At 71.3% G+C, this 19,018-nt stretch carries 25 protein-coding genes; 12 read left to right on the plus strand and 13 right to left on the minus strand.

Translation table 11 applies throughout. The annotated features are described in order from the left end of the window. Nucleotides 1-6: 6 nt before the first annotated feature. Both ABZS37_RS03175 and ABZS37_RS03180 read right to left on the minus strand, forming a co-directional pair. Nucleotides 7-1,350, minus strand: coding sequence for a pitrilysin family protein (locus ABZS37_RS03175; protein WP_355165154.1), 1,344 nt, complete (start codon nt 1,348-1,350; stop codon nt 7-9). Then, nucleotides 1,347-2,636 (minus strand): pitrilysin family protein, encoded by a 1,290-nt coding sequence (locus tag ABZS37_RS03180; protein WP_355165155.1) that lies wholly within the window; start codon nt 2,634-2,636, stop codon nt 1,347-1,349. The genes ABZS37_RS03175 and ABZS37_RS03180 overlap by 4 nt, the downstream gene beginning before the upstream one ends. Nucleotides 2,637-2,737: 101 nt before the next feature. Between ABZS37_RS03180 and ABZS37_RS03185 the strand changes: the two genes are divergently transcribed. After that, nucleotides 2,738-3,265, plus strand: coding sequence for a hypothetical protein (locus ABZS37_RS03185; RefSeq protein ID WP_355165156.1), 528 nt, complete (start codon nt 2,738-2,740; stop codon nt 3,263-3,265). On the opposite strand, the gene ABZS37_RS03190 is transcribed toward ABZS37_RS03185, so the two are convergent. After that, on the minus strand, nt 3,232-3,447 hold the full coding sequence (locus tag ABZS37_RS03190) for a hypothetical protein (protein WP_355165157.1): 216 nt from the start codon (nt 3,445-3,447) through the stop codon (nt 3,232-3,234). The two genes, ABZS37_RS03185 and ABZS37_RS03190, sit on opposite strands and share 34 nt — an antisense overlap. A 271-nt stretch (nt 3,448-3,718) precedes the next feature. On the opposite strand from ABZS37_RS03190, the gene ABZS37_RS03195 reads away from it, so the two are divergent. From ABZS37_RS03195 to ABZS37_RS03205, 3 genes are all read left to right on the plus strand, one after another. Then, nucleotides 3,719-4,813 carry a 3-deoxy-7-phosphoheptulonate synthase gene (locus tag ABZS37_RS03195; RefSeq protein ID WP_355165158.1) on the plus strand — a complete coding sequence of 365 codons (1,095 nt, stop codon included), beginning with the start codon at nt 3,719-3,721 and terminating at the stop codon, nt 4,811-4,813. Nucleotides 4,814-5,214: 401 nt separating this feature from the next. Beyond that, nucleotides 5,215-5,439 (plus strand): hypothetical protein, encoded by a 225-nt coding sequence (locus tag ABZS37_RS03200; protein ID WP_355165159.1) that lies wholly within the window; start codon nt 5,215-5,217, stop codon nt 5,437-5,439. A gap of 23 nt (nt 5,440-5,462) precedes the next feature. Then, nucleotides 5,463-5,657: a hypothetical protein gene (locus ABZS37_RS03205; RefSeq protein WP_355165160.1), complete on the plus strand. Its 195-nt coding sequence runs from the start codon at nt 5,463-5,465 to the stop codon at nt 5,655-5,657. Between the two features lie 65 nt (nt 5,658-5,722). Here the strand turns inward: ABZS37_RS03205 and ABZS37_RS03210 are convergent, their stop codons facing one another. From ABZS37_RS03210 to ABZS37_RS03220, 3 genes are all read right to left on the minus strand, one after another. Then, entirely contained in the window at nt 5,723-6,262 is a 540-nt protein-coding gene (locus tag ABZS37_RS03210) for a DUF1360 domain-containing protein (protein WP_355165161.1), read from the minus strand. Between the two features lie 79 nt (nt 6,263-6,341). Further along, complete coding sequence (locus ABZS37_RS03215; protein WP_355165162.1) at nt 6,342-6,680, minus strand: SRPBCC family protein; 339 nt, start codon at nt 6,678-6,680, stop codon at nt 6,342-6,344. Further along, entirely contained in the window at nt 6,680-7,021 is a 342-nt protein-coding gene (locus ABZS37_RS03220; protein WP_355165163.1) for a DUF6158 family protein, read from the minus strand. Before ABZS37_RS03220 ends, ABZS37_RS03215 begins: the two co-directional genes overlap by 1 nt. Before the next feature lie 130 nt (nt 7,022-7,151). On the opposite strand from ABZS37_RS03220, the gene ABZS37_RS03225 reads away from it, so the two are divergent. Continuing rightward, nucleotides 7,152-7,580 (plus strand): hypothetical protein, encoded by a 429-nt coding sequence (locus ABZS37_RS03225; RefSeq protein WP_355165164.1) that lies wholly within the window; start codon nt 7,152-7,154, stop codon nt 7,578-7,580. Nucleotides 7,581-7,605: 25 nt separating this feature from the next. Further along, nucleotides 7,606-7,935 carry a DUF3817 domain-containing protein gene (locus tag ABZS37_RS03230; protein WP_355165165.1) on the plus strand — a complete coding sequence of 110 codons (330 nt, stop codon included), beginning with the start codon at nt 7,606-7,608 and terminating at the stop codon, nt 7,933-7,935. Between the two features lie 48 nt (nt 7,936-7,983). On the opposite strand, the gene ABZS37_RS03235 is transcribed toward ABZS37_RS03230, so the two are convergent. Then, nucleotides 7,984-8,484 carry a DUF6232 family protein gene (locus ABZS37_RS03235; RefSeq protein ID WP_354996190.1) on the minus strand — a complete coding sequence of 167 codons (501 nt, stop codon included), beginning with the start codon at nt 8,482-8,484 and terminating at the stop codon, nt 7,984-7,986. A 521-nt stretch (nt 8,485-9,005) separates the two neighbouring features. Here ABZS37_RS03235 and ABZS37_RS03240 point away from each other — a divergent pair. After that, nucleotides 9,006-9,983: an NlpC/P60 family protein gene (locus ABZS37_RS03240; protein ID WP_355165166.1), complete on the plus strand. Its 978-nt coding sequence runs from the start codon at nt 9,006-9,008 to the stop codon at nt 9,981-9,983. Between the two features lie 72 nt (nt 9,984-10,055). Here the strand turns inward: ABZS37_RS03240 and ABZS37_RS03245 are convergent, their stop codons facing one another. The 4 genes from ABZS37_RS03245 to ABZS37_RS03260 form a co-directional block, all read right to left on the minus strand. Next, complete coding sequence (locus ABZS37_RS03245; RefSeq protein ID WP_355165865.1) at nt 10,056-11,045, minus strand: sigma-70 family RNA polymerase sigma factor; 990 nt, start codon at nt 11,043-11,045, stop codon at nt 10,056-10,058. A gap of 377 nt (nt 11,046-11,422) precedes the next feature. Next, nucleotides 11,423-12,379 (minus strand): N-acetylmuramic acid 6-phosphate etherase, encoded by a 957-nt coding sequence (locus tag ABZS37_RS03250; protein ID WP_355165167.1) that lies wholly within the window; start codon nt 12,377-12,379, stop codon nt 11,423-11,425. Beyond that, complete coding sequence (locus tag ABZS37_RS03255; RefSeq protein ID WP_355165168.1) at nt 12,376-13,290, minus strand: MurR/RpiR family transcriptional regulator; 915 nt, start codon at nt 13,288-13,290, stop codon at nt 12,376-12,378. The genes ABZS37_RS03250 and ABZS37_RS03255 overlap by 4 nt, the downstream gene beginning before the upstream one ends. Nucleotides 13,291-13,366: 76 nt before the next feature. Continuing rightward, on the minus strand, nt 13,367-14,383 hold the full coding sequence (locus tag ABZS37_RS03260; protein ID WP_355165169.1) for an NAD-dependent epimerase/dehydratase family protein: 1,017 nt from the start codon (nt 14,381-14,383) through the stop codon (nt 13,367-13,369). 114 nt (nt 14,384-14,497) lie between these two features. Here ABZS37_RS03260 and ABZS37_RS03265 point away from each other — a divergent pair, with 114 nt between their 5' ends. Then, entirely contained in the window at nt 14,498-15,190 is a 693-nt protein-coding gene (locus tag ABZS37_RS03265) for an SDR family NAD(P)-dependent oxidoreductase (protein WP_355165170.1), read from the plus strand. Here the strand turns inward: ABZS37_RS03265 and ABZS37_RS03270 are convergent. After that, complete coding sequence (locus ABZS37_RS03270; RefSeq protein WP_355165171.1) at nt 15,175-15,864, minus strand: thymidylate kinase; 690 nt, start codon at nt 15,862-15,864, stop codon at nt 15,175-15,177. The two genes, ABZS37_RS03265 and ABZS37_RS03270, sit on opposite strands and share 16 nt — an antisense overlap. A gap of 101 nt (nt 15,865-15,965) precedes the next feature. Between ABZS37_RS03270 and ABZS37_RS03275 the strand changes: the two genes are divergently transcribed. Genes ABZS37_RS03275 through ABZS37_RS03290 form a run of 4 tightly spaced genes read left to right on the plus strand, consistent with a single transcriptional unit; the run spans nt 15,966 to nt 17,806 of the window. Further along, a complete protein-coding gene (locus tag ABZS37_RS03275) occupies nt 15,966-16,613 on the plus strand; it encodes a nucleotidyltransferase (RefSeq protein ID WP_354996198.1) in 648 nt (215 codons plus the stop codon). After that, entirely contained in the window at nt 16,610-16,885 is a 276-nt protein-coding gene (locus tag ABZS37_RS03280) for a hypothetical protein (RefSeq protein WP_354996199.1), read from the plus strand. Before ABZS37_RS03275 ends, ABZS37_RS03280 begins: the two co-directional genes overlap by 4 nt. 10 nt (nt 16,886-16,895) lie before the next feature. Beyond that, the gene (locus ABZS37_RS03285; RefSeq protein WP_355165172.1) at nt 16,896-17,672 is read left to right on the plus strand and encodes a metallophosphoesterase; all 777 of its coding nucleotides are present in this window, start codon (nt 16,896-16,898) and stop codon (nt 17,670-17,672) included. Beyond that, complete coding sequence (locus tag ABZS37_RS03290) at nt 17,663-17,806, plus strand: GPGG-motif small membrane protein (RefSeq protein ID WP_165947907.1); 144 nt, start codon at nt 17,663-17,665, stop codon at nt 17,804-17,806. The genes ABZS37_RS03285 and ABZS37_RS03290 overlap by 10 nt, the downstream gene beginning before the upstream one ends. A 236-nt stretch (nt 17,807-18,042) precedes the next feature. On the opposite strand, the gene ABZS37_RS03295 is transcribed toward ABZS37_RS03290, so the two are convergent. Continuing rightward, the gene (locus tag ABZS37_RS03295) at nt 18,043-18,816 is read right to left on the minus strand and encodes a peptidoglycan DD-metalloendopeptidase family protein (protein WP_355165173.1); all 774 of its coding nucleotides are present in this window, start codon (nt 18,814-18,816) and stop codon (nt 18,043-18,045) included. Nucleotides 18,817-19,018 lie beyond the last annotated feature (202 nt).

Below are 19,018 nucleotides of genomic sequence, written 5' to 3' on the forward strand. Positions count from 1 at the left end.
GGGTGGTTAGGGGTTGGTGATCAGGTCGCCTAGGGCGGCTGCCGTTAGGTCGTCGCGGATGGTGGCGGCGTCGCCCTCGATGACCAGGGTCAGCGCTTCGGGGTGCAGGTGGGTGGCCGCCGCTGCGGAGACCTCGTCCACGGTGGCGGCGAGCAGCGACTCTCGCAGCCGAGCGTGGTAGTCGTCCGGCAGGTCGTGCACCACCAGCGTGGTCAGCGCGGACGCGATCGCCCGTGGGCTCTGCAACTCGACCGAGAGCTGCCCGGCGCGCCAGGATCGGGCGACCTCCAGCTCGTCCTCGGTCACCCCGCTGACCTGGGTACGGGTGATCTCGCCCACCGCCTCGACCAGGGCCGGCGCGGTGACCGCCGTCTGTACACCGGAGCTGACCGCGAACCGCCCGAACCGTCGGGACGAGGCGAAGTCACCCCGGATGCCATAGGTGTAGCCGTGCACCTCGCGGAGCAGGTGGTTGAGCCGGGAGGTGAACGCCCCGCCGAGCACCGTGCCGGCGAGCGCCATCGGCACATGGTCGGGGTGCGCGCGGTGTGGCGCCGGGTGGCCCAGCCGCAGCGTGGACTGCACCGAGCCGGGCCGGTCCACCAGGATGATCCGCCGGCCGGTGTGCAGCGGCACCTCGATCGGGCCGCCCCGTTCGGCCGGGCCGCCACCGGTGCCGGCGAAGGCCGCGGCGGCCAGCGCGTCCAGGTCGATCCGGTCCAGGTCACCGGCGACGATGAGAGTGCCGGGGCGCAGGAACCACTCGGAGTGGAAGACCGTCACGTCGTCCACGTCCAACCCGGCGACCGACTCCGGGTCGCCGTGCATCGGACGCCCCCAGCGGTTCTCCGCACCGAAGAGGTCCGCGCGCAGCGCGGCGTCGGCTCGCGGGCCCGGGTTGGCCCAGTCCATCCGCAGCGCGGTGGCCTCGTCGTCGCGGACCCGGCGCACGTCGGCGGGATCCAGCCTGGGCGTCCGGACCGCCTCGGCGAGCAACTCCACGGCGGCGCTGAGCCGGTCCACCGGGATCACCACGCTGGCCTGGAACGAGTCCCAGTCCAGCCCGGTCACCAACGCCGTGCCGAGCCCTTCGACGGCGAGCGCGTACGCGGCGGCGTCCCGCTGCGCGGTCCCCTCCTCCAGCGCCTTGGCCAGCACCCCGGACAGGCCCTCCTTGCCGACGGGCTCCTGGCCGGCGCCCACGTCGAGCAGCAGCAGAGCCACGGCGAGGTTCTGCCCGGGCAGGTGCGCGGCGACAACGTGGCCACCGGCCACGGCGCGACGGACCACCGGCGGGAACCGGTACGGGCGGGCGGCGCCCGGGCCGGGACGGTCGGCGATCAGCGTCATGAGGTCTCCTCGGGCAGGTAGGTCAGGGTCACCCGGTCGGTGGCGAGCACCTCGGCGGCGGCCTCGGCGATCTGCTCGGCGGTGACCGCGAGCAGGCCCGGCAGCTGGTCGGCGATGCGGGCCGGGTCACCGAACTGCGTGGCGTACCGCCCGAGCAGGTCCGCACGGCCGTCCACCGTGGACAGCTGACGCCACCACCCGGTGCTGAGCAACGCCTTTGCCCGGTCCAGCTCCGCGGCGGTGACCGGCACGGTGGCCAACTCGTCGACGACCTCGGCCAGCCCTTCGGCCAGCCGCTCGGCGCTCACCCCGGGGCGGGCGGTGGCGGTGGCGATCAGCGGCGCTGGCGCGTGCGCGAGGTCCACCCCGTACGCCCCGACCAGGTCCGGCTGGGCGATCCTCTCGCCGTCGGCGAGCCGCTGGTAGAGCCGGCTGCCCCGACCGCTGCCGAGAACGGTGGCGAGCACGGTGATCACGTTGTATCCCGAACTGCCGAACGGGTGGGTGCGGTGGGCGATGTACACCCGTGGCGCTGGCACGTCGGCGCTCACCGACTCGACGGCCGCCTGCCCGGTCGCCGGGACGCTACGGCCGTCCGGGGCCGGCGGGATGTCGTCGCGTGCGGGCAGCGCGCCGAAGTACTTGTCGGCGAGCGCGAACACGTCGGAGGCGGTGGCGTCGCCAACCACGGTGAGCACCGCGTTGTTGGGCGCGTAGTACGTCTGGTGGAACGCCTGGAAGGTGGCGAGGTCGGCGGCGTTCAGGTCGGCCATCGAGCCGATCGTCGCGTGATGGTACGGGTGCCCCGGCGGGTAGAGCAACGGCAACAACCGCAGCCAGGCGTCCCCGTACGGGACGTTCTCATAGCGCTGCCGGCGCTCGTTCTTGACCACGTCCCGCTGGTTGTCCAGCGTCTCCTGGGTCAGCGCGGGGACCAGACCGCCCATCCGGTCGGCCTCCAGCCAGAGTGCCAACTCCAGGTGCTCGGCCGGGACCGTCTCGAAGTAGTTGGTCCGGTCCGGGTTGGTGGTGGCGTTGAGCGAGCCGCCGGAGCCCTGGATCAGCTTCATGTGCTCGGTCTTCGCCACGTTCACCGAGCCCTCGAACATCAGATGCTCGAAGAGGTGGGCGAAGCCGGTCTGCCCGGCCGGCTCGTGCCGGGAGCCGACGTCGTACCAGAGATTGACGGCCACGGCGGGGGCGGTGCGGTCCTCACTCACCACCACGCGCAGGCCGTTGTCCAGTCGGGACGTCTCGATGGGCCAGGGGTAACCACTGTCGGGCATGCCCCGACGCTATCCGATCTAGCGGGCGGAAAGGTGACGTGCGGTCGGTCGGCGAGCCGACTCCCGGGCATCGAGGCCGCCGGTCGGGGTACCGGAGGGGAATGACCCCGCCGACCGCCATCCCGCCCGCGTCCCGGACCGCCGGGCCGGTCGCCACCGCCGTCGAACGCGCCACGGCCGCGCTCAGCCGGATGCGCCGCGGCCGGCTGCTGCATCCGGCCGGTCGCTCGTTCGCCGGCGAGGTGTTGATCTGGGGTACGCCCGGACCACCCACCGGAGTCGCTCTGCTCGACGACCCCGGCCGGTACCGGGCCACTGTCCGGCTCTCGGTCAGCCTCGGCCGCAGCCTGACCACGGTGGCCGCCGCGACCCGGACGGACACGCCGCGCCTGGTGCTCGCGGTCGCGTCCGCCGTGGGGCCGTGGCGGCCGGTGGGGCGGGTCAGCATCGGCGCCCAGCTCAGCGCCGAGGAGGACGCCGCGCTGGCTTTCGACCCGGTGCGCAATCTGCCACCCGAACTGCGGGCGACCGGCCCGCTGGCCTGGCTGCGGGAGCAGACCTACCGGGGGTCACGCCGGGCACGCGGGGCGACCGCTCAGTCGGGCGGCTCGACGGCGACCACCGTCTGATCCGAGGTACGGCGTTCCAGCACCGTGTCCGGGGCCACGTTCTGGTCCTCCTCACGGATGTCCGAGTCGGCGAGGATGGCCTCCGCCTGCGCCTCCGGGTCGTCGCTGCCCACCGCCGCCTCCTCGGGTAGGAGGTGCGCCCGGGATTCCACCCGGTCCTGATCGCTCTGCTCGTCTGTCATGGCACCCCTGTTACCCCCGCCCCGGCCCTGCCACGCGGTGATCGTCCAGCGTCTTGGGACGACCCGCTGAGTTCCGGCGGCGTCGGGTAGGCTGGGCTCGTGACGTGGTCGTATCGATGGTTTAGGCAGCCGGCTCGCAGGCCGGTGACTTCTCCATGAGCTGACGTCACCACGGACCGAGCCGGCTGGGCAGGAGCTGTCGTTCCTGCCCTTTTGCGTACGAGCAGCCGGCTCGTCCCGGGCACCGGCCCCGGGCATGGTCGGCGAGAGGATGCCCACCGTGACGACCCCGGAGACCAATCGGGTCAGTGATCAGCGGATCGACCGTGTCGTGCCGCTGACCACGCCCGCCCTGCTGCACCACGAGTTACCCCTGGACGCCCCGCTCGCCTCGGCCGTGTTGAGTGGCCGCCGCGAGGTGGGTCGGGTGTTGGACGGCGAGGACGACCGCCTGCTGGTCGTTGTCGGCCCCTGCTCGGTGCACGATCCGGCCGCCGCACTCGACTACGCCCAGCGTCTGCGCACCGCCGCCGACCGGCTGGCCGACGATCTGCTGATCGTCATGCGGGTCTACTTCGAGAAGCCGCGCTCCACGGTTGGCTGGAAGGGCCTGATCAACGACCCTGGCCTGGACGGCAGCGGCGACGTCAACACCGGCCTGCGGCTGGCCCGGGCGCTGCTGCTCGACGTGGTGCGTCTCGGCCTGCCCGTGGGCTGCGAGTTCCTCGACCCGATCACGCCGCAGTACATCGCGGACACCGTGGCCTGGGGCGCGATCGGCGCCCGCACCGTCGAGAGCCAGGTGCACCGGCAGCTCGCCTCCGGCCTGTCCATGCCGATCGGCATGAAGAACCGCCCGGACGGCAGCATCGGCACCGCCGTGGACGCGATCCGCGCCGCCGGGGTGCCGCACGTCTTCCCCGGCATCGACTTCTCCGGTACCCCGGCGATCATGCACACCCGGGGTAACACCGACGGTCACCTGGTTCTGCGCGGCGGGGGCGGCCGGCCCAACTACGACGCTGAGTCGGTCGCCGGCGCGCTCGACCTGCTCCGCGCAGCCGGGTTGCCGGAGCGGCTGGTGATCGACGCCAGTCACGCAAACAGCGGCAAGGACCACCGGAACCAGCCGCTGGTCGCCGCGGACGTGGCCGCCCAGCTCGCCGCCGGTCAGCGCGGGATCACCGGCGTGATGCTGGAGTCGTTCCTGCTGCCCGGCCGGCAGGAACTCGACCCGACCCGGGAGCTGGAGTACGGCCGCTCGGTCACCGATGCCTGCCTCGGCTGGGACGACACGGCCGAGGTGCTCGACCACCTGGCCTCCGCCGTGCAGGCCCGCCGAGCCACCCTGCCGACGATGGCCTGATCGCGTGACGGCCGTCACCGCAGTGCGCGGAACACGGGCGGGGGTCGGCTCGTTGACTGGGGTGTCGGTGTGTCCAGTGTCCCCGGGCCTCACCTAATTAGCCTTCGCGGAATACCGTTCGGCTGGAGCCGCGTAGTGCCACTCGCCGAGAGGCGACCTGCACACCGACACCAGCGCCGCCCCCGGCCCACCGGCCGGGGGCGGCGCTGTCTTTCCCGACGGACGCTGTGTCCCCGCGCCCGGCACCCCCTCCAACGCCGCCTTTGCTCTGCTTCAACCGAAGCAACAGTCAGGCCCGGAAAACGTTGCGTGGGTTGAAGCAGAGCAAAGGGAGACGCCACGGTCCGGCACGCGCCGCTGGCGTGACGTTTGACCGATTCCGGCCCGGGTAGCTGATCGGGGTGACCGACGACGCATCCGTGGCCGGCGAGCCGGACACCCGGGCCATCGATGACCTGCTCGACGACATCTACCGGGCGCAGGAACGGGTCACCCAGGCGGATATCTACCGCCACGCGGTGGCCGCCGAGCTCCCGCCGGACCTGCTCGCCCGCATCGACGCGCTGCCCGAGGGCGAGTACGCGGTGGACGAGGCCAGCGACCTGCTGGGCGGCTCCATCGCGTGAGTGACCGCAGAAGGGACATCGACATGACGCACCACGAGGACCATGACGAGAGGGTGCCGGCGCTGGGTCAACCGCCGAAGGGCAGGGACACCACGCCCGAGCCGGACTTCGCCAACGAACACGACAAGACGGCGGTGGACCGGGACATCATCACCGGGGCGGACGAGGACGAACGGGAGCCGGAGTCGCCGCACGGCTGGTCCGGTATGCAGCGCTGACGCGTACGTGCAGCGGGGGCCGGTGTCTGCCGGCCCCCGCTGCTGTGTCTGCTCGTGTCTTCGCGTCAGTCGTCCTTGTGCCCACCCTCGGCGGCCTGCTGCGCCGCCGCGTACGCCATCTGGAGGAAGTCGGACGCGGCGACCGCCGTCAGGGCGGTGGCCACGAGCCGGGTCAGTCGGGGCGCGAGCACCAAGCCCCCGGTCAGCCCGGTGGCCACCCAGACCGCCAGGCAGAACGGGCAGCTCAGCAACTCGCCGATGGCGTGCCGGGTGGAGCTGCCCGAGTCGCGGACCTGCTCCATCACCTCGCCGCTGCCGATCGGGCGGTCGTACCGGGTGAACGGCGCCCGCAGCGGGCTGGTCACCGCGTCCTTGGACAGCAGCCGGCTCAGCTTGTGCGTGGCGATGGAGAGCAGCACCACGTCGGCCGGGGCCGGCCGCTCCGGCACCGGCCGCCCGGTCGCCTTGACCAGGCCAGCAAGCGCCCCGGCCACCCCGGCATAGGTGCCCATCGCGACCAGGTAGCCGCCGAGCGGGCGATGCTCGTGCGGCGCGTACGCCCGGCGCAGCCGCGTTACCTTCTGTCGCAGGCCAGTGTCGGTCACCCGGTCTCCTCACATCTCATCTCGTGGTGACATCTCGTCGTGGCGCGGGAGTGGCGTCCCGCGCGGCTAGCGGTGGGCTTCAGCCGGCCTGGAGGTTGTCGGCGACCTCGCGTACCAGGTTGGTCAGCGCCTCGTCGGCCAGCTGATCCGGACCCGGCCCGTCCGACCCGTCGGCCAGGTCGAGCTGGATCCGGGCACCGCCAGAATCCGCCGGCTCCACCCGGATCTCGGCGGACCAGTCATCCGTGTCGCCAGCACCCCATCGGGCCCGCAACTCCTCACCGCTGATCTCCGCGGCGGGGCTGCCATCGCCGCGCAGCGGCTCCGGCAGCCAGGCCGAGGCGCGGGCGGGGTCGGTGGCCGTGTTGAAGACCACCTCAGGTGGCGCGGACATGCCCCGCACGGCACGCGCCGGCATCAGGCGTCCCGCAGGCGGCTCGGGTCGACCTCCCGGCCCGGGTGGCGGGCCAGGTACTCGGTCTCAAGCTCCGCGGTGCGCCGCAGGTGGTTGGCGAGCGCCGAGTCCGCCGCATGCCGCAGCGTGTCCAGGCGGGTCCGGTGCAGGCTGTGCACCTCGCGGATCAGATCCTCGTCGGTCAACTCCGTCGGGTCGATGCCGAGCAGGTCGCCATCGAGACCCGTGGTGCCCGTCGGGTCAGCGAGCTCATCGCCGCCCCACTCGGGCACCCGCTGCTCCGGGCTCATGTCCGCGCTGCCGCTGGACGCAAAGCCGTCCTCACGTACCGATCCGGTCATCATCGCCCCCCTGATCTCGTTTGGGCTGGCGTCTAGACGAATGCCCAGACGTGGTGACGCCAAACCATCCCGACCACGCGACAGCTACGACACGGTGTCGGAGACCGGCCGCGCTCCCGGTACCCTCGATGCCATGAGGTGGCTCTGGACCCCGGCGTGGATCGCGCGTCACGTGGCCATGGTCGTGCTGGTCGTGGGTTTCCTCGGGCTGGGCTGGTGGCAGGTCAGCCGGGCCACCGCCGGCAACAGCATCAGCTGGGGGTACGCGGTCGAGTGGCCGATCTTCGCCGGCTTCGTGGTCTACGTCTGGTGGCGCGAGGTGAAGCTGGCCCGCCGAAACACGGCGGAGGCCGACGCGCCGCCGGCTGACCCGGCCGATGTCCCGGCCGCCGAGCTGGCGGTCACCACCGGGTCCCGACCGGGGGTACGCCGACCGGTGCGGGTGTCCCGGGCGCCGGCCACCGGTGACGCCGTCGAGGACGCGGACCTGGCCGCCTACAACCACTACCTGTCATGGTTGAACGCCAATCCGGGCGCCCGGCCCGGTGACTACCCCGGCTGAGCCGGGCTCGGAAGGACGGACGAAGGTGGGCGCTGCCCTTACCCGGTACCGCGTGATCGCCTGGATCGTGGGCGTGGCGCTGATCCTGCTGGTCGTGATCGGCATGCCACTGAAGTACGGGTTCGACAACCCGGTCGTGGTGGAGACGGTGGGGCAGGCCCACGGCTTCCTCTACATGATCTACCTGCTGGCCGCGTTCGACCTGAGCCGCCGAGCCGACTGGCCGCTGAAGCGGATGCTGCTGGTGATGTTGGCCGGCACCGTGCCGTTCGTCTCGTTCTACGCCGAGCGCCGGGTCAGCGCCTGGGTGGCCGCGCCGCAGGAGGAGCGGACTCCGGAGCCGGTCGCCCCCTGAGCGGCCGGTGCGCCGACGCCAGTTCGGCGCCGGCGCACGGTCGTCGGATCAGCGACTGGGCCGCCACGGGTCGGCCGAAGCGAGCGGGTCGACCCAGCCGCCGTACCGGTTGACTTCCCGGGCCCGCAACAGCGCCCGGGTGACCTGGCCGAACTGCCGCTCGTCGTCGGCGCTGAACAGCAGCGCCTCCGCTCCCCGGTACCACCCCCACAGCTCGTACGACGGGGGCCGCCAGCGGTCGCCGACCAGGGCGAGCGCGGCCGGAAGCAGGAACACCGCACCGAGGATGAGGTACGCCCCGGCGGTCAGCCGTTGCAGACCTCCGGTGAAGCCGAGCAGCAGCCCGACACCGGCGAGCATGGTGGCGGTGATGACGACGGCCCGGACGGCGATCCGGTCGTGCGGGCCCCGGGTGGTACGCAGATGGGTCAGGTCAGCGACGCGGTAAGTGGTTCGACCGACGGTGAACCGGTCGACGGTCACGATGATGCCGGGCCGCGCGTACAGCAGGGTCGACCGGGCGCCCGGCACCGTTCGCGGCGGTCGCATCCTTGCGCCTTCACGATTCACGGTTCCTCCCGCGGGGGACGGTTGGCCGAGTTGGCCCGTCGTTGACAGGCATCGCTACTTGTCGACGGGAATCCCGGCTCCGGTCTTCATTGTGTTGGGACACCGCCAGCCGGCCTGGGCATTTGCGGGCTCCCGACAGCTCACCCAACCGGGGACATCGCCGAGAAACAGCATCCATTTCAGGTTTTATCGGTTATGGCCCGCAGGAATCCGGCGGCATATGTCCGGAACGACGAAAGTCGTATATCCGTCACTGGGCCACCAAAAGGGGCGGTACACCGTCCGCCACAGGTGTCATCCGCCACGATGGCGCCAGCCAGCGCAGGGGCACTACCGGCCACAACACCAACATTCGCCCCTGCTTCCACTGCGAGCGACATCCGTCCCGGGTTAGGTTGGGTAGGCCGGTCCGGCCCAGTGCCGTCCGCCCGGATGGCCCCGGCCGGTGTCGCCGAGGGCATCAGCAGCCCCGACGGCCGTGGGAGAGGGGCCTTCCGCTCTTGTCATCCCTGAGAAACCTGCTGCGCACCATGGCGCTCGCCGGCATGTCGGCCGCGCTGATCGCCCCGACGGCGGTGGCCCGCGCCGAGCCGTCCCCCGCCGACCTGACCCGCCGGATCGAGACGTCCTCGGCCGAGTTGGAGCGGGTCGTCGAGTCGTACAACAAGCTCCGTGAGGAGATCAAGACCAACGAGACCGCGGTGGCCCGATTACAGGCCGGCATCGGCCCGCTGGAACAGCAAGCCGAGCAGAGCCGGGCCGACGTGGCCCAGCTGGCCACCACCGCGTACAAGAGCGGCGCCCTGCGCACCGCGGACGCCCTGCTGCATTCCGGCGGCTCCGCCGCGCTGCTGGATCGACTCGGCACACTCGACCAGCTGACCCGCCAGCGGCAGGCGAGCATCTCCGGCTTCACCGCCGACCAGCAGCGACTGCTCGACGAGAAGTCCCGCCTGGACGCCACGCTGACCCGGCAGGCCGCACAGGCCCGTCAGCTCTCGGCGGGTAAGAAGCAGATCGAGGAAGACCTGGCCAAGCTGTACGAGCTACGCAGGCAGGCGTACGGGGCGGCCACCGAGCGACCCGAACCCAAGGCAGCGGCGGCCGAGGCCAGGAATGTGCCCGCGGTGGCTGGTGATGCCGGCGCAGCGGTGCGCTACGCGTTCGGCGCGCTGGGCAAGCCGTACGTCTGGGCGGCCGACGGGCCGAACGGCTACGACTGTTCCGGGCTGACCTCAGCGGCCTGGCGGGCGGCCGGAAAGTCGCTGCCGCACAACACCCGCATGCAGTGGAGCGCGGTCGCCCACATCGGCCGGGGCGACCTGCGCCCAGGCGACCTGATCTTCTACAACGGGCTCGGGCACGTCGCTCTCTACGTCGGCGACGGTCAGGTGATCGACGCACCGAGCGCCGGCCGCAACGTGCTCAAGCGGGGCATGAACATGATGCCCATTCAGGGCTACGGCCGGGTTCGCTAGTTACGACCGGCTACGGCGAACGGCCGGCGTCCCCCTATCGGACGCCGGCCGTTCGCCGTCATTACTACCAGGTCAGGCTGCCTGCAGCCCCTCCGCCCGGGCCAGCTCACGCAGCCGGCCGAGGGCCTGGATCTCCAGCTGCCGGATCCGCTCGCGGGACAGCGAGAACCGGGACGCGACCTCGGTGAGCGAGTGCTCGCGGCCGTCCTCCAGCCCGTAGCGGGCCCGCATGATGCCGGCGGACCGGTCGTCAAGGTGGTTGAGCAGCCCTTCGATGCGCTGCCGCTCCAGGCCGCTGAGAACGATGTCCTCCGGCGACGGCGCGTCACTGTCGGCGACCAGGTCGCCGAGTTTCGTGTCGCCGTCGTCGCCCACCGGGGTGTCCAGCGAGACCGTGTCCTGCGACCAGCGGCGCAGCTCGTTGACCCGCTCGACGGTGACGCCGAGGGCGGCGGCGATCTGCTCCGGCTCCGGGTCGCTGCCCAGCTCACGGGTCAGCTGCCGGGCCACGTTGCGCATCCGGTTGACGTCCTCCACGAGGTGCACCGGCAGACGGACGGTGCGCTCCTGCTGAGCGATCGCCCGGCTGATCGCCTGGCGGATCCACCAGGTGGCGTAGGTGGAGAACTTGTAGCCGCGCTCGTAGTCGAACTTCTCGACCGCCCGGACCAGGCCGGTGTTGCCCTCCTGGATCAGGTCCAGCATGGGCATGCCCGAACGTACGTAGCGGCGGGCGATCGACACGACCAGTCGGAGGTTGGCGCGGATGAAGAGGTCCTTCGCGCGCTCCCCCTCGACGACCAGCCACTCCAGGTCGGCCCGGTCGACACCGGAGGGGACGGCGTCTTCACCGAGCAGGTGCTCGGCGTAGAGGCCGGCCTCGATCGCCTTGGAGAGATCGACTTCCTTGGCGGCGTCCAGCAGTGGCGTCCGGGAGATCTCGTGCAGGTAGACGCCGACCAGGTCGCGCTCCTCGGCAACCTCGTCGGTTCGCATGCCGATGTTCTTGTCCACGTTGCCCACGGTCCCCTCGCTCGCGCCGGTTGCCCGGTTCCTTGCAATTCCCCACGTCCATCAGCCCCTGGTAACTTCTGCTGTGCCCATCGGTGCTGACACCTACACAACAGATGAGACGTCTCGGGGATTCCATGTCGTGAGTCGAAAGTGTCACGAATGCCTGAGTAGTAGCTGAGAGCACGGTCCATGTTTGCTGTCAGCACCCCGCCGGGTGGCTCACCACTGGGCACCACGTACGGGTTACCGCACCATGGCAACACCGCCCGCCGCGGGGGCACAGCGACCCGGGTCACCACCACGCTGCGATCCTGGTCACTGCCAGATACGCACCGGTGGACCGGTCGGTTCATCCACGGGGGTGTTATTACCCCCCGCCCAGATGAACAATCCGGAGCCGCGTTCGCTTCCCCAGGCTCGTGGGGCTAGGAGGCGAGCAGGGCGAGGGCGCCGCGCACCTGGTCGGCGGAGCGGGCCAGCGCTGCCCGGGCGGCGTCGACCTCGGCACCGGAGACCAGGGAGACGAGCGCCGTCTTCAGGTCACCGTCGGCCTCGGCGAGGGCCCGCTGGGAGACCTGCTCCGAACAGCCGGTGGCCTCGACCAGAATTGAGATCATTCGTCCGCGGAGCTTCGCGTTGGTGGCGACCATATCGATCATGAGGTTCGAGTAGACCCGCCCCAGGCGCACCATGACGGCTGTCGAGAACGTGTTGAGCACCAACTTCTGCGCCGTGCCCGCCTTCATCCGGGTCGACCCGGTGACCACCTCGGGTCCGGTGTCGACCCCGATGAACACGTCGACCGACCGGGCGGCCTCCGCCTCCGGATTGGCGCAGAGGAGCACCGTCGAGGCGCCCTTGGCGCCACCCGCGGCGAGCGCCCCGAGGACGTACGGGGTGCGTCCGCTGGCCGCCAGACCGACCACCACGTCACCGGCACGCACACAACTGGCCGCCTCGACCGCGCCGCCCCGGTCGTCGTCCTCGGCGTCCTCGACAGCGCGCCACATGGCGTCCGGGAAGCCGGCGAGGTGGGCGCAGAACCAGTGCCGGGGCGAGTTGAAGGTGGGGGCGAGTTCGGCCGCGTCGAGCACACCGAGCCGACCGGAGGTGCCGGCACCGAAGTAGTGCACCCGGTGGCCACCGCGCAGCGCCGCGACCGCCAGGTCGACGGTGGTGGCGATCTCGTCGAGCACCGCGGCGACCGCCGCCGGCACTCGCCGGTCGGCATCGTTGATCACGGTGAGCACGTCCCGTGTCGACATCAGGTCAAGATCGGCGCTGAGCGGGTTGCGCCGTTCGGTGGGGGCGCCCACCCGGACCATCGGGCGGGCGGGCGGTGCTGGCATGTCCTCGTCCGGCTCCACCGCACCGGCCGTCATGCCCGCCTCCGGTTGGCACCCACCCGGTGCGACTGGACCGCCTCGGCGGTCGCCTCGAGGGCCTTGCGGGCCTTGGACCGGTTGCGGGCGGCCACCCCGACGAAGAGGCAGTCGACCACGGTGAGCTGGGCCAGCCGGCTGGCCGTCGCGCCGGAGCGGTAGGTGGTCTCCCGGGCCGCCGTGGTCAACACGAAGTCCGCCACCTCGGTGATCGGCGAGCGCGGGAAGTTGGTCAGCGCCACGGTGACGGCGCCCCGCGTACGGGCCTGCTCCAGCACCTCGATCACATCTGAGGTGGTGCCGGTGTGCGAGATGCCGATCGCCACGTCACCCCGGCCGAGGAGGGCGGCCGAGGTCAGCGCGGTGTGCACGTCCGGGAAGTAGAAGGCGATCCGGCCGATGCGGTGCAGCTTCTGCTGGAAGTCGGAGGCGACGAACCCACTGGCGCCGGCGCCGTAGATGTCGATCCGACCGGCACCATTGATCGCTTCGACCACCTGCTCGCAGACGGCAGGGTCGAGTTGCTCGGCAGTCTCCTCGACCGCGCGGGCGTCGTTGAACGCGATGGTGGCGATGATCTGGGCGAGGTCGGCGCCGGGCGGGATGTCACCGCCGACCACCCGGGCGTCCGGCGGCTCGATCCGGCGCGCGGCCTCGGCGGCGAGCCGGATGCGCAGCTGGGGGTAACCGTCCATGCCCACCGAACGGCAGAACCGGATGACGGTCGCCTCCGACGTCTCCGCTGCGGTGGCGAGGTCGGTGATTGTTCGCCGGGCGGCGGCGGCCGGGTCGGACACCACCAGCCGGGCAACCCGCTGCTCGGCGGGCGACAGCGACGGCAACAGCCCGCTGATGTGGACGATCAGCCCACCGGGCTCGTGACTCGCAGAAATCTTCGGACTCTTCGCCACGGGTGAAACTTACTTTCACCAGGCGTGAGCGTCAACTACGACTGTCCGGGGCGGGGAAAAGTGTCGTCGGCCGGGATCACCTGTTCCGCACAGCCTGCCACTCCCGCAGCACCGCCGCCTCATCCGCCGGGTCGAGTCCACCCTGCCGTACGGCGGCCGGGTGTGCTGTCATCCAGGACGCGGTCGCCCGAACGGTGTCGGGCAGCGGACGGAGCGCCAGCCCGGCATTCAGAGCCGGTCGGGCATCCCGGTCCATCAGGCCGCCGGACTCCGGCAGTCGCACCCAGAGCGGCAGAGCCCGCTCGCCGGACCACTCGCGTACGTCGCGGGACAGCAGGAACTCCTGATCGACCCAGGTGAGGGCGGGATCGGCGACGCCCAGCCCAGCGGCGACCCCGGCCAGCAGGTCAGCCCGGGACATCGCCGGGCCGATGCCGTCGTACGTGCCGCTGAGGCGGGTGCCCGCGGCGTGCAGCAACCAAGCCGCCAGGTCCACGACATCCACGAACTGCACCCGGTCGGTCGGCCGTCCGGGCGCGAGAACCTCCCCACCGGCCGCCAGCCGCCGCACCCAGTACGGGAAGCGGTCGCTCGGGTCCTCCACACCGACGATCAGCCCCGCCCGGCAGATGAACGAACGGGCTACGCCCATCCGCTCCCGGACCAACTGCTCGATGCTCACCTTGCACTCGCCGTACCAGCGGTGGTCCGGGCCGATCGGACCGTCCACGTCCGGCGGGGCCGGTGCCAGCACCGGCGCGTCCGTCGCGGTCTGACCCGGGGTGGTGTCGTCCGCGTACACCGAGATCGTCGACACGAACGACCAGTGGCCGACGTGGTCGGCCAGTGCGGTGAGCGCGTGGCGGGCGTGACTGACCTGGCGGGTCACGTCCAGCACCGCGTCGAAGCCCTCGCCGGCGAGCGACACCAGCGCGTCGGGATCGTCCCGGTCGACCGGCGCGAACCGGACCCCGGCCGGCGCGACGCCGGAGACGCCCCGGGCCGCACAGGTCACGTCGTGGCCCTGATCGACGGCGAGCCGGGCCAGCGCCCGGCCGAGGAACCGGGTGCCACCGAGAATGAGGATCCGCATCCGTTGATCCTGCGCTGCCGGCGGGCGGTTCGCCCACCCGCTCTGCTCTCGGCAGAGCGCCGGGCAGCGGGCCACCGGGAGGTGCCGGCCGGGGCGGACGATAGCGTGAGGTACATGGCGGAGCGCAGCGTGTTGGTGACCGGAGGTGCCGGCGGGCTCGGCGGGGCGGTCGTCGCCGCGTTCGTCGAGGCGGGCTGGCGGGTGGTCGTACCCGAGCGGAAAGCCCGGCCCGGTCCGGAGCCGACGGCGGACGGGCTGGTCCGGCTGGTCGCGGACCTGAGCGATCCGGCGGGGGCGGCGCGGGCGGTCGAGGCCGCCGCCGGTGACCCGGTGGCGCCGCTGCGGGCAGTGGTCAACCTCGTCGGCGGGTACGCCAGCGCGGGTCTGGTGCACGAGACGCCGGTCGAGGATTTCGAGCGGATGCTCACCGTCAACCTGCGGCCGACCTACCTGGTCACCCAGGCCGCGCTGCCGCACCTGGTGGCGGCCGGCGGCGGCGCGGTGGTCTGCGTCTCGGCCCGCGCCGCGGTCGCCCCGTTTCCTGGCGCGGCCGGCTACGTGACGGCCAAGGCGGCGGTGCTGGCGTTCGCCAACGCGGTCGCGGTGGAGTACCGGTCCCGCAACGTGCGCTGCAACACCGTGCTGCCCAGCGTCATCGACACCCCGGCGAACCGGGCCGCGCAGCCCGACGCCGACCACTCCCGCTGGGTGGCCCCGAACGAGATCGCGCCGGTGATCCGGTTCCTCGCGTCAGCGGAGTCCGCCCCGACCAGCGGCGCCACCGTCCCGGTCTACGGGCGGGCCTGAGTCATCAACGGGCCGACGTCACCCCGCCCCGACGCGGGGGGAGGCGGCAGCCAGGGCTCCAGGTGCGCCTGGATCTGCTCGGTCACCTCCTCGGCCGGGCGGCCCGCGTCCACCAGCACGAAGCTCGGGTACTCGGGCAGGGCCCGGTAGGCGGTGTCCGCCGCGGTCAGCCAGCCCATCGTCTCGTGGTCGGTGCCGCGCTTCTCGATGCGCCGGTACGCCTCCTCCGGGTCGACGGCGAGCAGGAAGGTCACCTGCGGCGTCGGAAACAGCCGGTAGCCGGCCCGGGCCAACCGCTCCCAGCGGTGCCCACCGTGCGCCCGGATGCTCGCGTACTGACAGGCCGAGTAGCGATCCATCACTGCCGTACGGCCGGTGAGCAGGCAGCTGAGCAGGGCTATGGCGATGGCGAGCCAGCGGAGCACGGACTCCACCGCCAGCACGCCGTCGCGCCCGACGAGCCGCTGCGCATCCGGTCGACCGAGCCGGTGAGCGAGGCGGCCGAGCCAACGACGCCCGCTGGCGTTGCGGCGGTATTTGGCGGGGCGGCCGGCGGCGGTCAGCGCGTCGGCCAGCCGGTGTGCCTGAGTGGTCTTACCCGAACCGTCGATGCCGATCAGGGCGACGGTGCGCAACCGGGCCTTGCGTCGTCGCATCCCCGATGATCTGGCCACCCTCGACAGGTTATCCGACCCGCGCACCGACCCCGCGAGGTTTGTGGTGCTTTATCCCTGTTCGACCCCGAGCGCGACGCCAGCAGGTGTGGCCGACCGGAATGCCGGGTACCGGAGTTCGAATCCAACCGCCTGTCCACCAACATGACCGACGGGAGAACCAGATGGCTGAGCGCGGGGACGAGAGTCTGGTGCACACCCTCAAGAAGGTCGCCGCCGTGCTCAAGCAGTCCGAGATCCCGTTCGCCCTGGGCGGCAGCTTCGCCGTCTACGCCCACGGGGGCCACTCCAGCGAGCACGACGTCGACTTCCTGATCCGGGAGGCCGACGTGGAACGGTCCCTCGAGGCCCTGGTGGCCGCCGGCTTCGTCGCCGAGCGCCCACCGGAGGACTGGCTGGTGAAGGTCTTCGACGACGGGCGGATGGTGGATCTGATCCACCGGCCGATCGAGACGCCGGTGACCGAGGAGACGTTCGCCGACACGGTCATCCGGCCGGTGGACGCGATTCACATGCCGGTCCTGTCCGCCACCCAGCTGATGGTGCACAAGCTGCTCAGCTTCTCCCAGCACTACTGCGACTTCGCCCGGGGCCTGCCGTTGGCCCGGTCGCTGAGGGAGCAGATCGACTGGGAGCGGGTACGCAAGGAGACGCAGCACTCGCCGTACGCCGAGGCGTTCCTCGTGCTGTTGGACCGGTTGGAGGTGGTGCCGGCCGCCGGCACCCAGCCAGGAGAGGGGACATCGTGACCCACCATCGCGACATCGGCGCCGGGCCACCGGACGAGTACGTCGAAGCGGAGATCCACCGGCTGCTGGCCGAGGACCCCGCCGTCGCCGAACAGGGAATCACCGTGGTCCGAAGGGAACGCGCCCTCGTGCTCTACGGCGAGGTGGAGAGCCCGCACCGGCGTGAGGAGATCCTGCGCCGGGTGTCCGAGCGCTTCCCGGACGTGCCGATCACCAGTGACATCGGGGTGATCCGCGTCCAGGCGCCCACGGAGATCGAGCAACTGCCCTGAGGGAGGTTTCATGGTGATCCGGATCGCCGCCGTGGGCGACGTGCATCTGGACGAGGACGTGGTCGGCCGGTTCCGACCGGCGTTGGAGGAGCTGCCGGAGTGCGCGGACGTGCTGCTGTTGGCCGGGGACCTGACCCGGCACGGCACCGAGGCCGAGGCGCGCTGTGTGGCAGAGGAGTTCGGTGGGTTGGCCGTGCCGGTGGTGACCGTGCTGGGCAACCACGACCACCAGTGTGACCAGGTGCCACAGGTGGTCAAGGTGCTCGAGGACGCGGGCATCACCGTGCTGGAGGGCAACGGTGTGGTGCTGGACTGCGCGGGCGGCCGGCTCGGCATTGCGGGCGTCAAGGGCTTCGGCGGTGGGTTCGCCGGGCGGTGCGCGAGTGACTTCGGCGAGCCGGAGATGAAGGCGTTCGTCCGGACCACCACCGACAGCGCGGACCGCCTCGGCACGGCGCTGCGCTCACTGGAATGCGACATGCTGGTCGCGCTCACCCACTACGCACCGGTGCCGGACACTCTGGCCGGCGAACCGTTGGAGATCTACCCGTTCCTCGGGTCGTACCAGTTGGGGCAGGCCATCGACTCGGCACCCACAGCGCTGGCCCTGCACGGGCACGCGCATGCCGGCACCGAGCGCGGCACGACCCCCGGCGGGGTACGCGTCCGCAACGTCGCGCACCCGGTGATCAAGCAGGCCTACAGCGTCTTCCATTTGGGCGATCAACTCGACACGGACCAGGTTTCCCGGATCGGCGGGTCGGGTATTCAGCAGCCATGGAGCTGATTCTCTGGATTCTCGCAGTCGTACTCGTGGTCGCCGGCATCCTCGCGCTGTTCCGCCGGCAGATCCTGTGGGGCGTCGTCCTCATCGTCGTCGGGCTGTTGGTCGGCCCGGGTGGTGTCAGCATCTTCAATTGACGTCCGTACCTCGCAACACCGGGACCCGCCGGGGTCGCCGCGACCGGAGCTTCGTCCTCCCGACAGAAGCATCGGCCGCAGCGGCCCCGGCGCTGCATGTCCGTGGCGCCGGGATCGTGGTGATGTGGCCTGGGTCACCTTCGCCGCCTCGCTGAACCTGTCCGACTGGCGGCTCAACTCCTGACCCACGGATCCCCGGCGAGCGTCGCCCGCCGGAGACCGTCGTCGCTTCGCGGTCAGCAGCGGGGGACGTTCGGGATGTAGCCGTCGTGCCCGGTGTACACGTACGCGTCGGCGATGTAGCGGCCGGCGCCGATCCGGTCCCAGATCGAGCTGGTGCCGTACGTGCCGGTGACCGTGGTGCCGCTGGTCTGGCAGGCGATGGTCACCCGGGTGCCGTCGGCGACGGTGCCCACCGAGGCGTATCCGGTGCCGGGGCCGGAGCGGACGGTCAGCGCAGTGCCGCTGGTGTCGACCGTGCCGTTGCCGCTGCCCGAGGAGCACCCGTTGTCGCTGGTGTAGGTCCTGCTGCCCCAGTACAGGCCGAGAGTGCCGTTGAAGCGGACCTGGACGTCGCTGCCGTTGAGGCGCTGCTCATAGTGCAGGTGCGGGCCGGTCGAGCCACCGGTGCTGCCCACCCAGCCGAGCACCTTGCCGTAGCCGACCGTCTGCCCCACCGAGACGTTGAAGCCGTTGAGGTGGGCGTAGTACGTGCTGTAACCGCCACCGTGGTTGATCCGGACGTATTTGCCATAGCTGGTGCCGCCGAGGTCGGTCACCCGGTCGACCGTGCCGGGGGCGCTGGCCACCACCGGGTCGCCGAGGTCGTCGGTGCGGTTGAAGTCGACGGCGTACGCCGGGCTGTGATCGGACCGGGTCTGCCCGGACCAGGACTGGCCGCACGGGAACGGCACCTTGAAGGTTGGGGCGGCCAGCGCCGGACTCGCCGGCGTCAGCACTCCCCCGACGAGCAGACCGGTCACCAGCAGGCTGATCCATCGCTTTCGCATACAGCGCCTCCTATGTTGAAAACCTTCGATGCGATGCACTCAGCCTGACAGATATCGCCAATCTTCGAAAGAGTCGGGGATCTGGCCGGGAGCGCGCCCACGAGGCGGCTCGGAGGTTTCCGGATTGTTACTCGCTCGTGTCTGACTGGGGGTGGACCGGACCGGATGCAAGCGCTTACATGTGTGCACGCCCAATCGGACC

The sequence above is a fragment of the Micromonospora sp. NPDC005413 genome (assembly GCF_040606435.1).
GTDB lineage: Bacteria > Actinomycetota > Actinomycetes > Mycobacteriales > Micromonosporaceae > Micromonospora.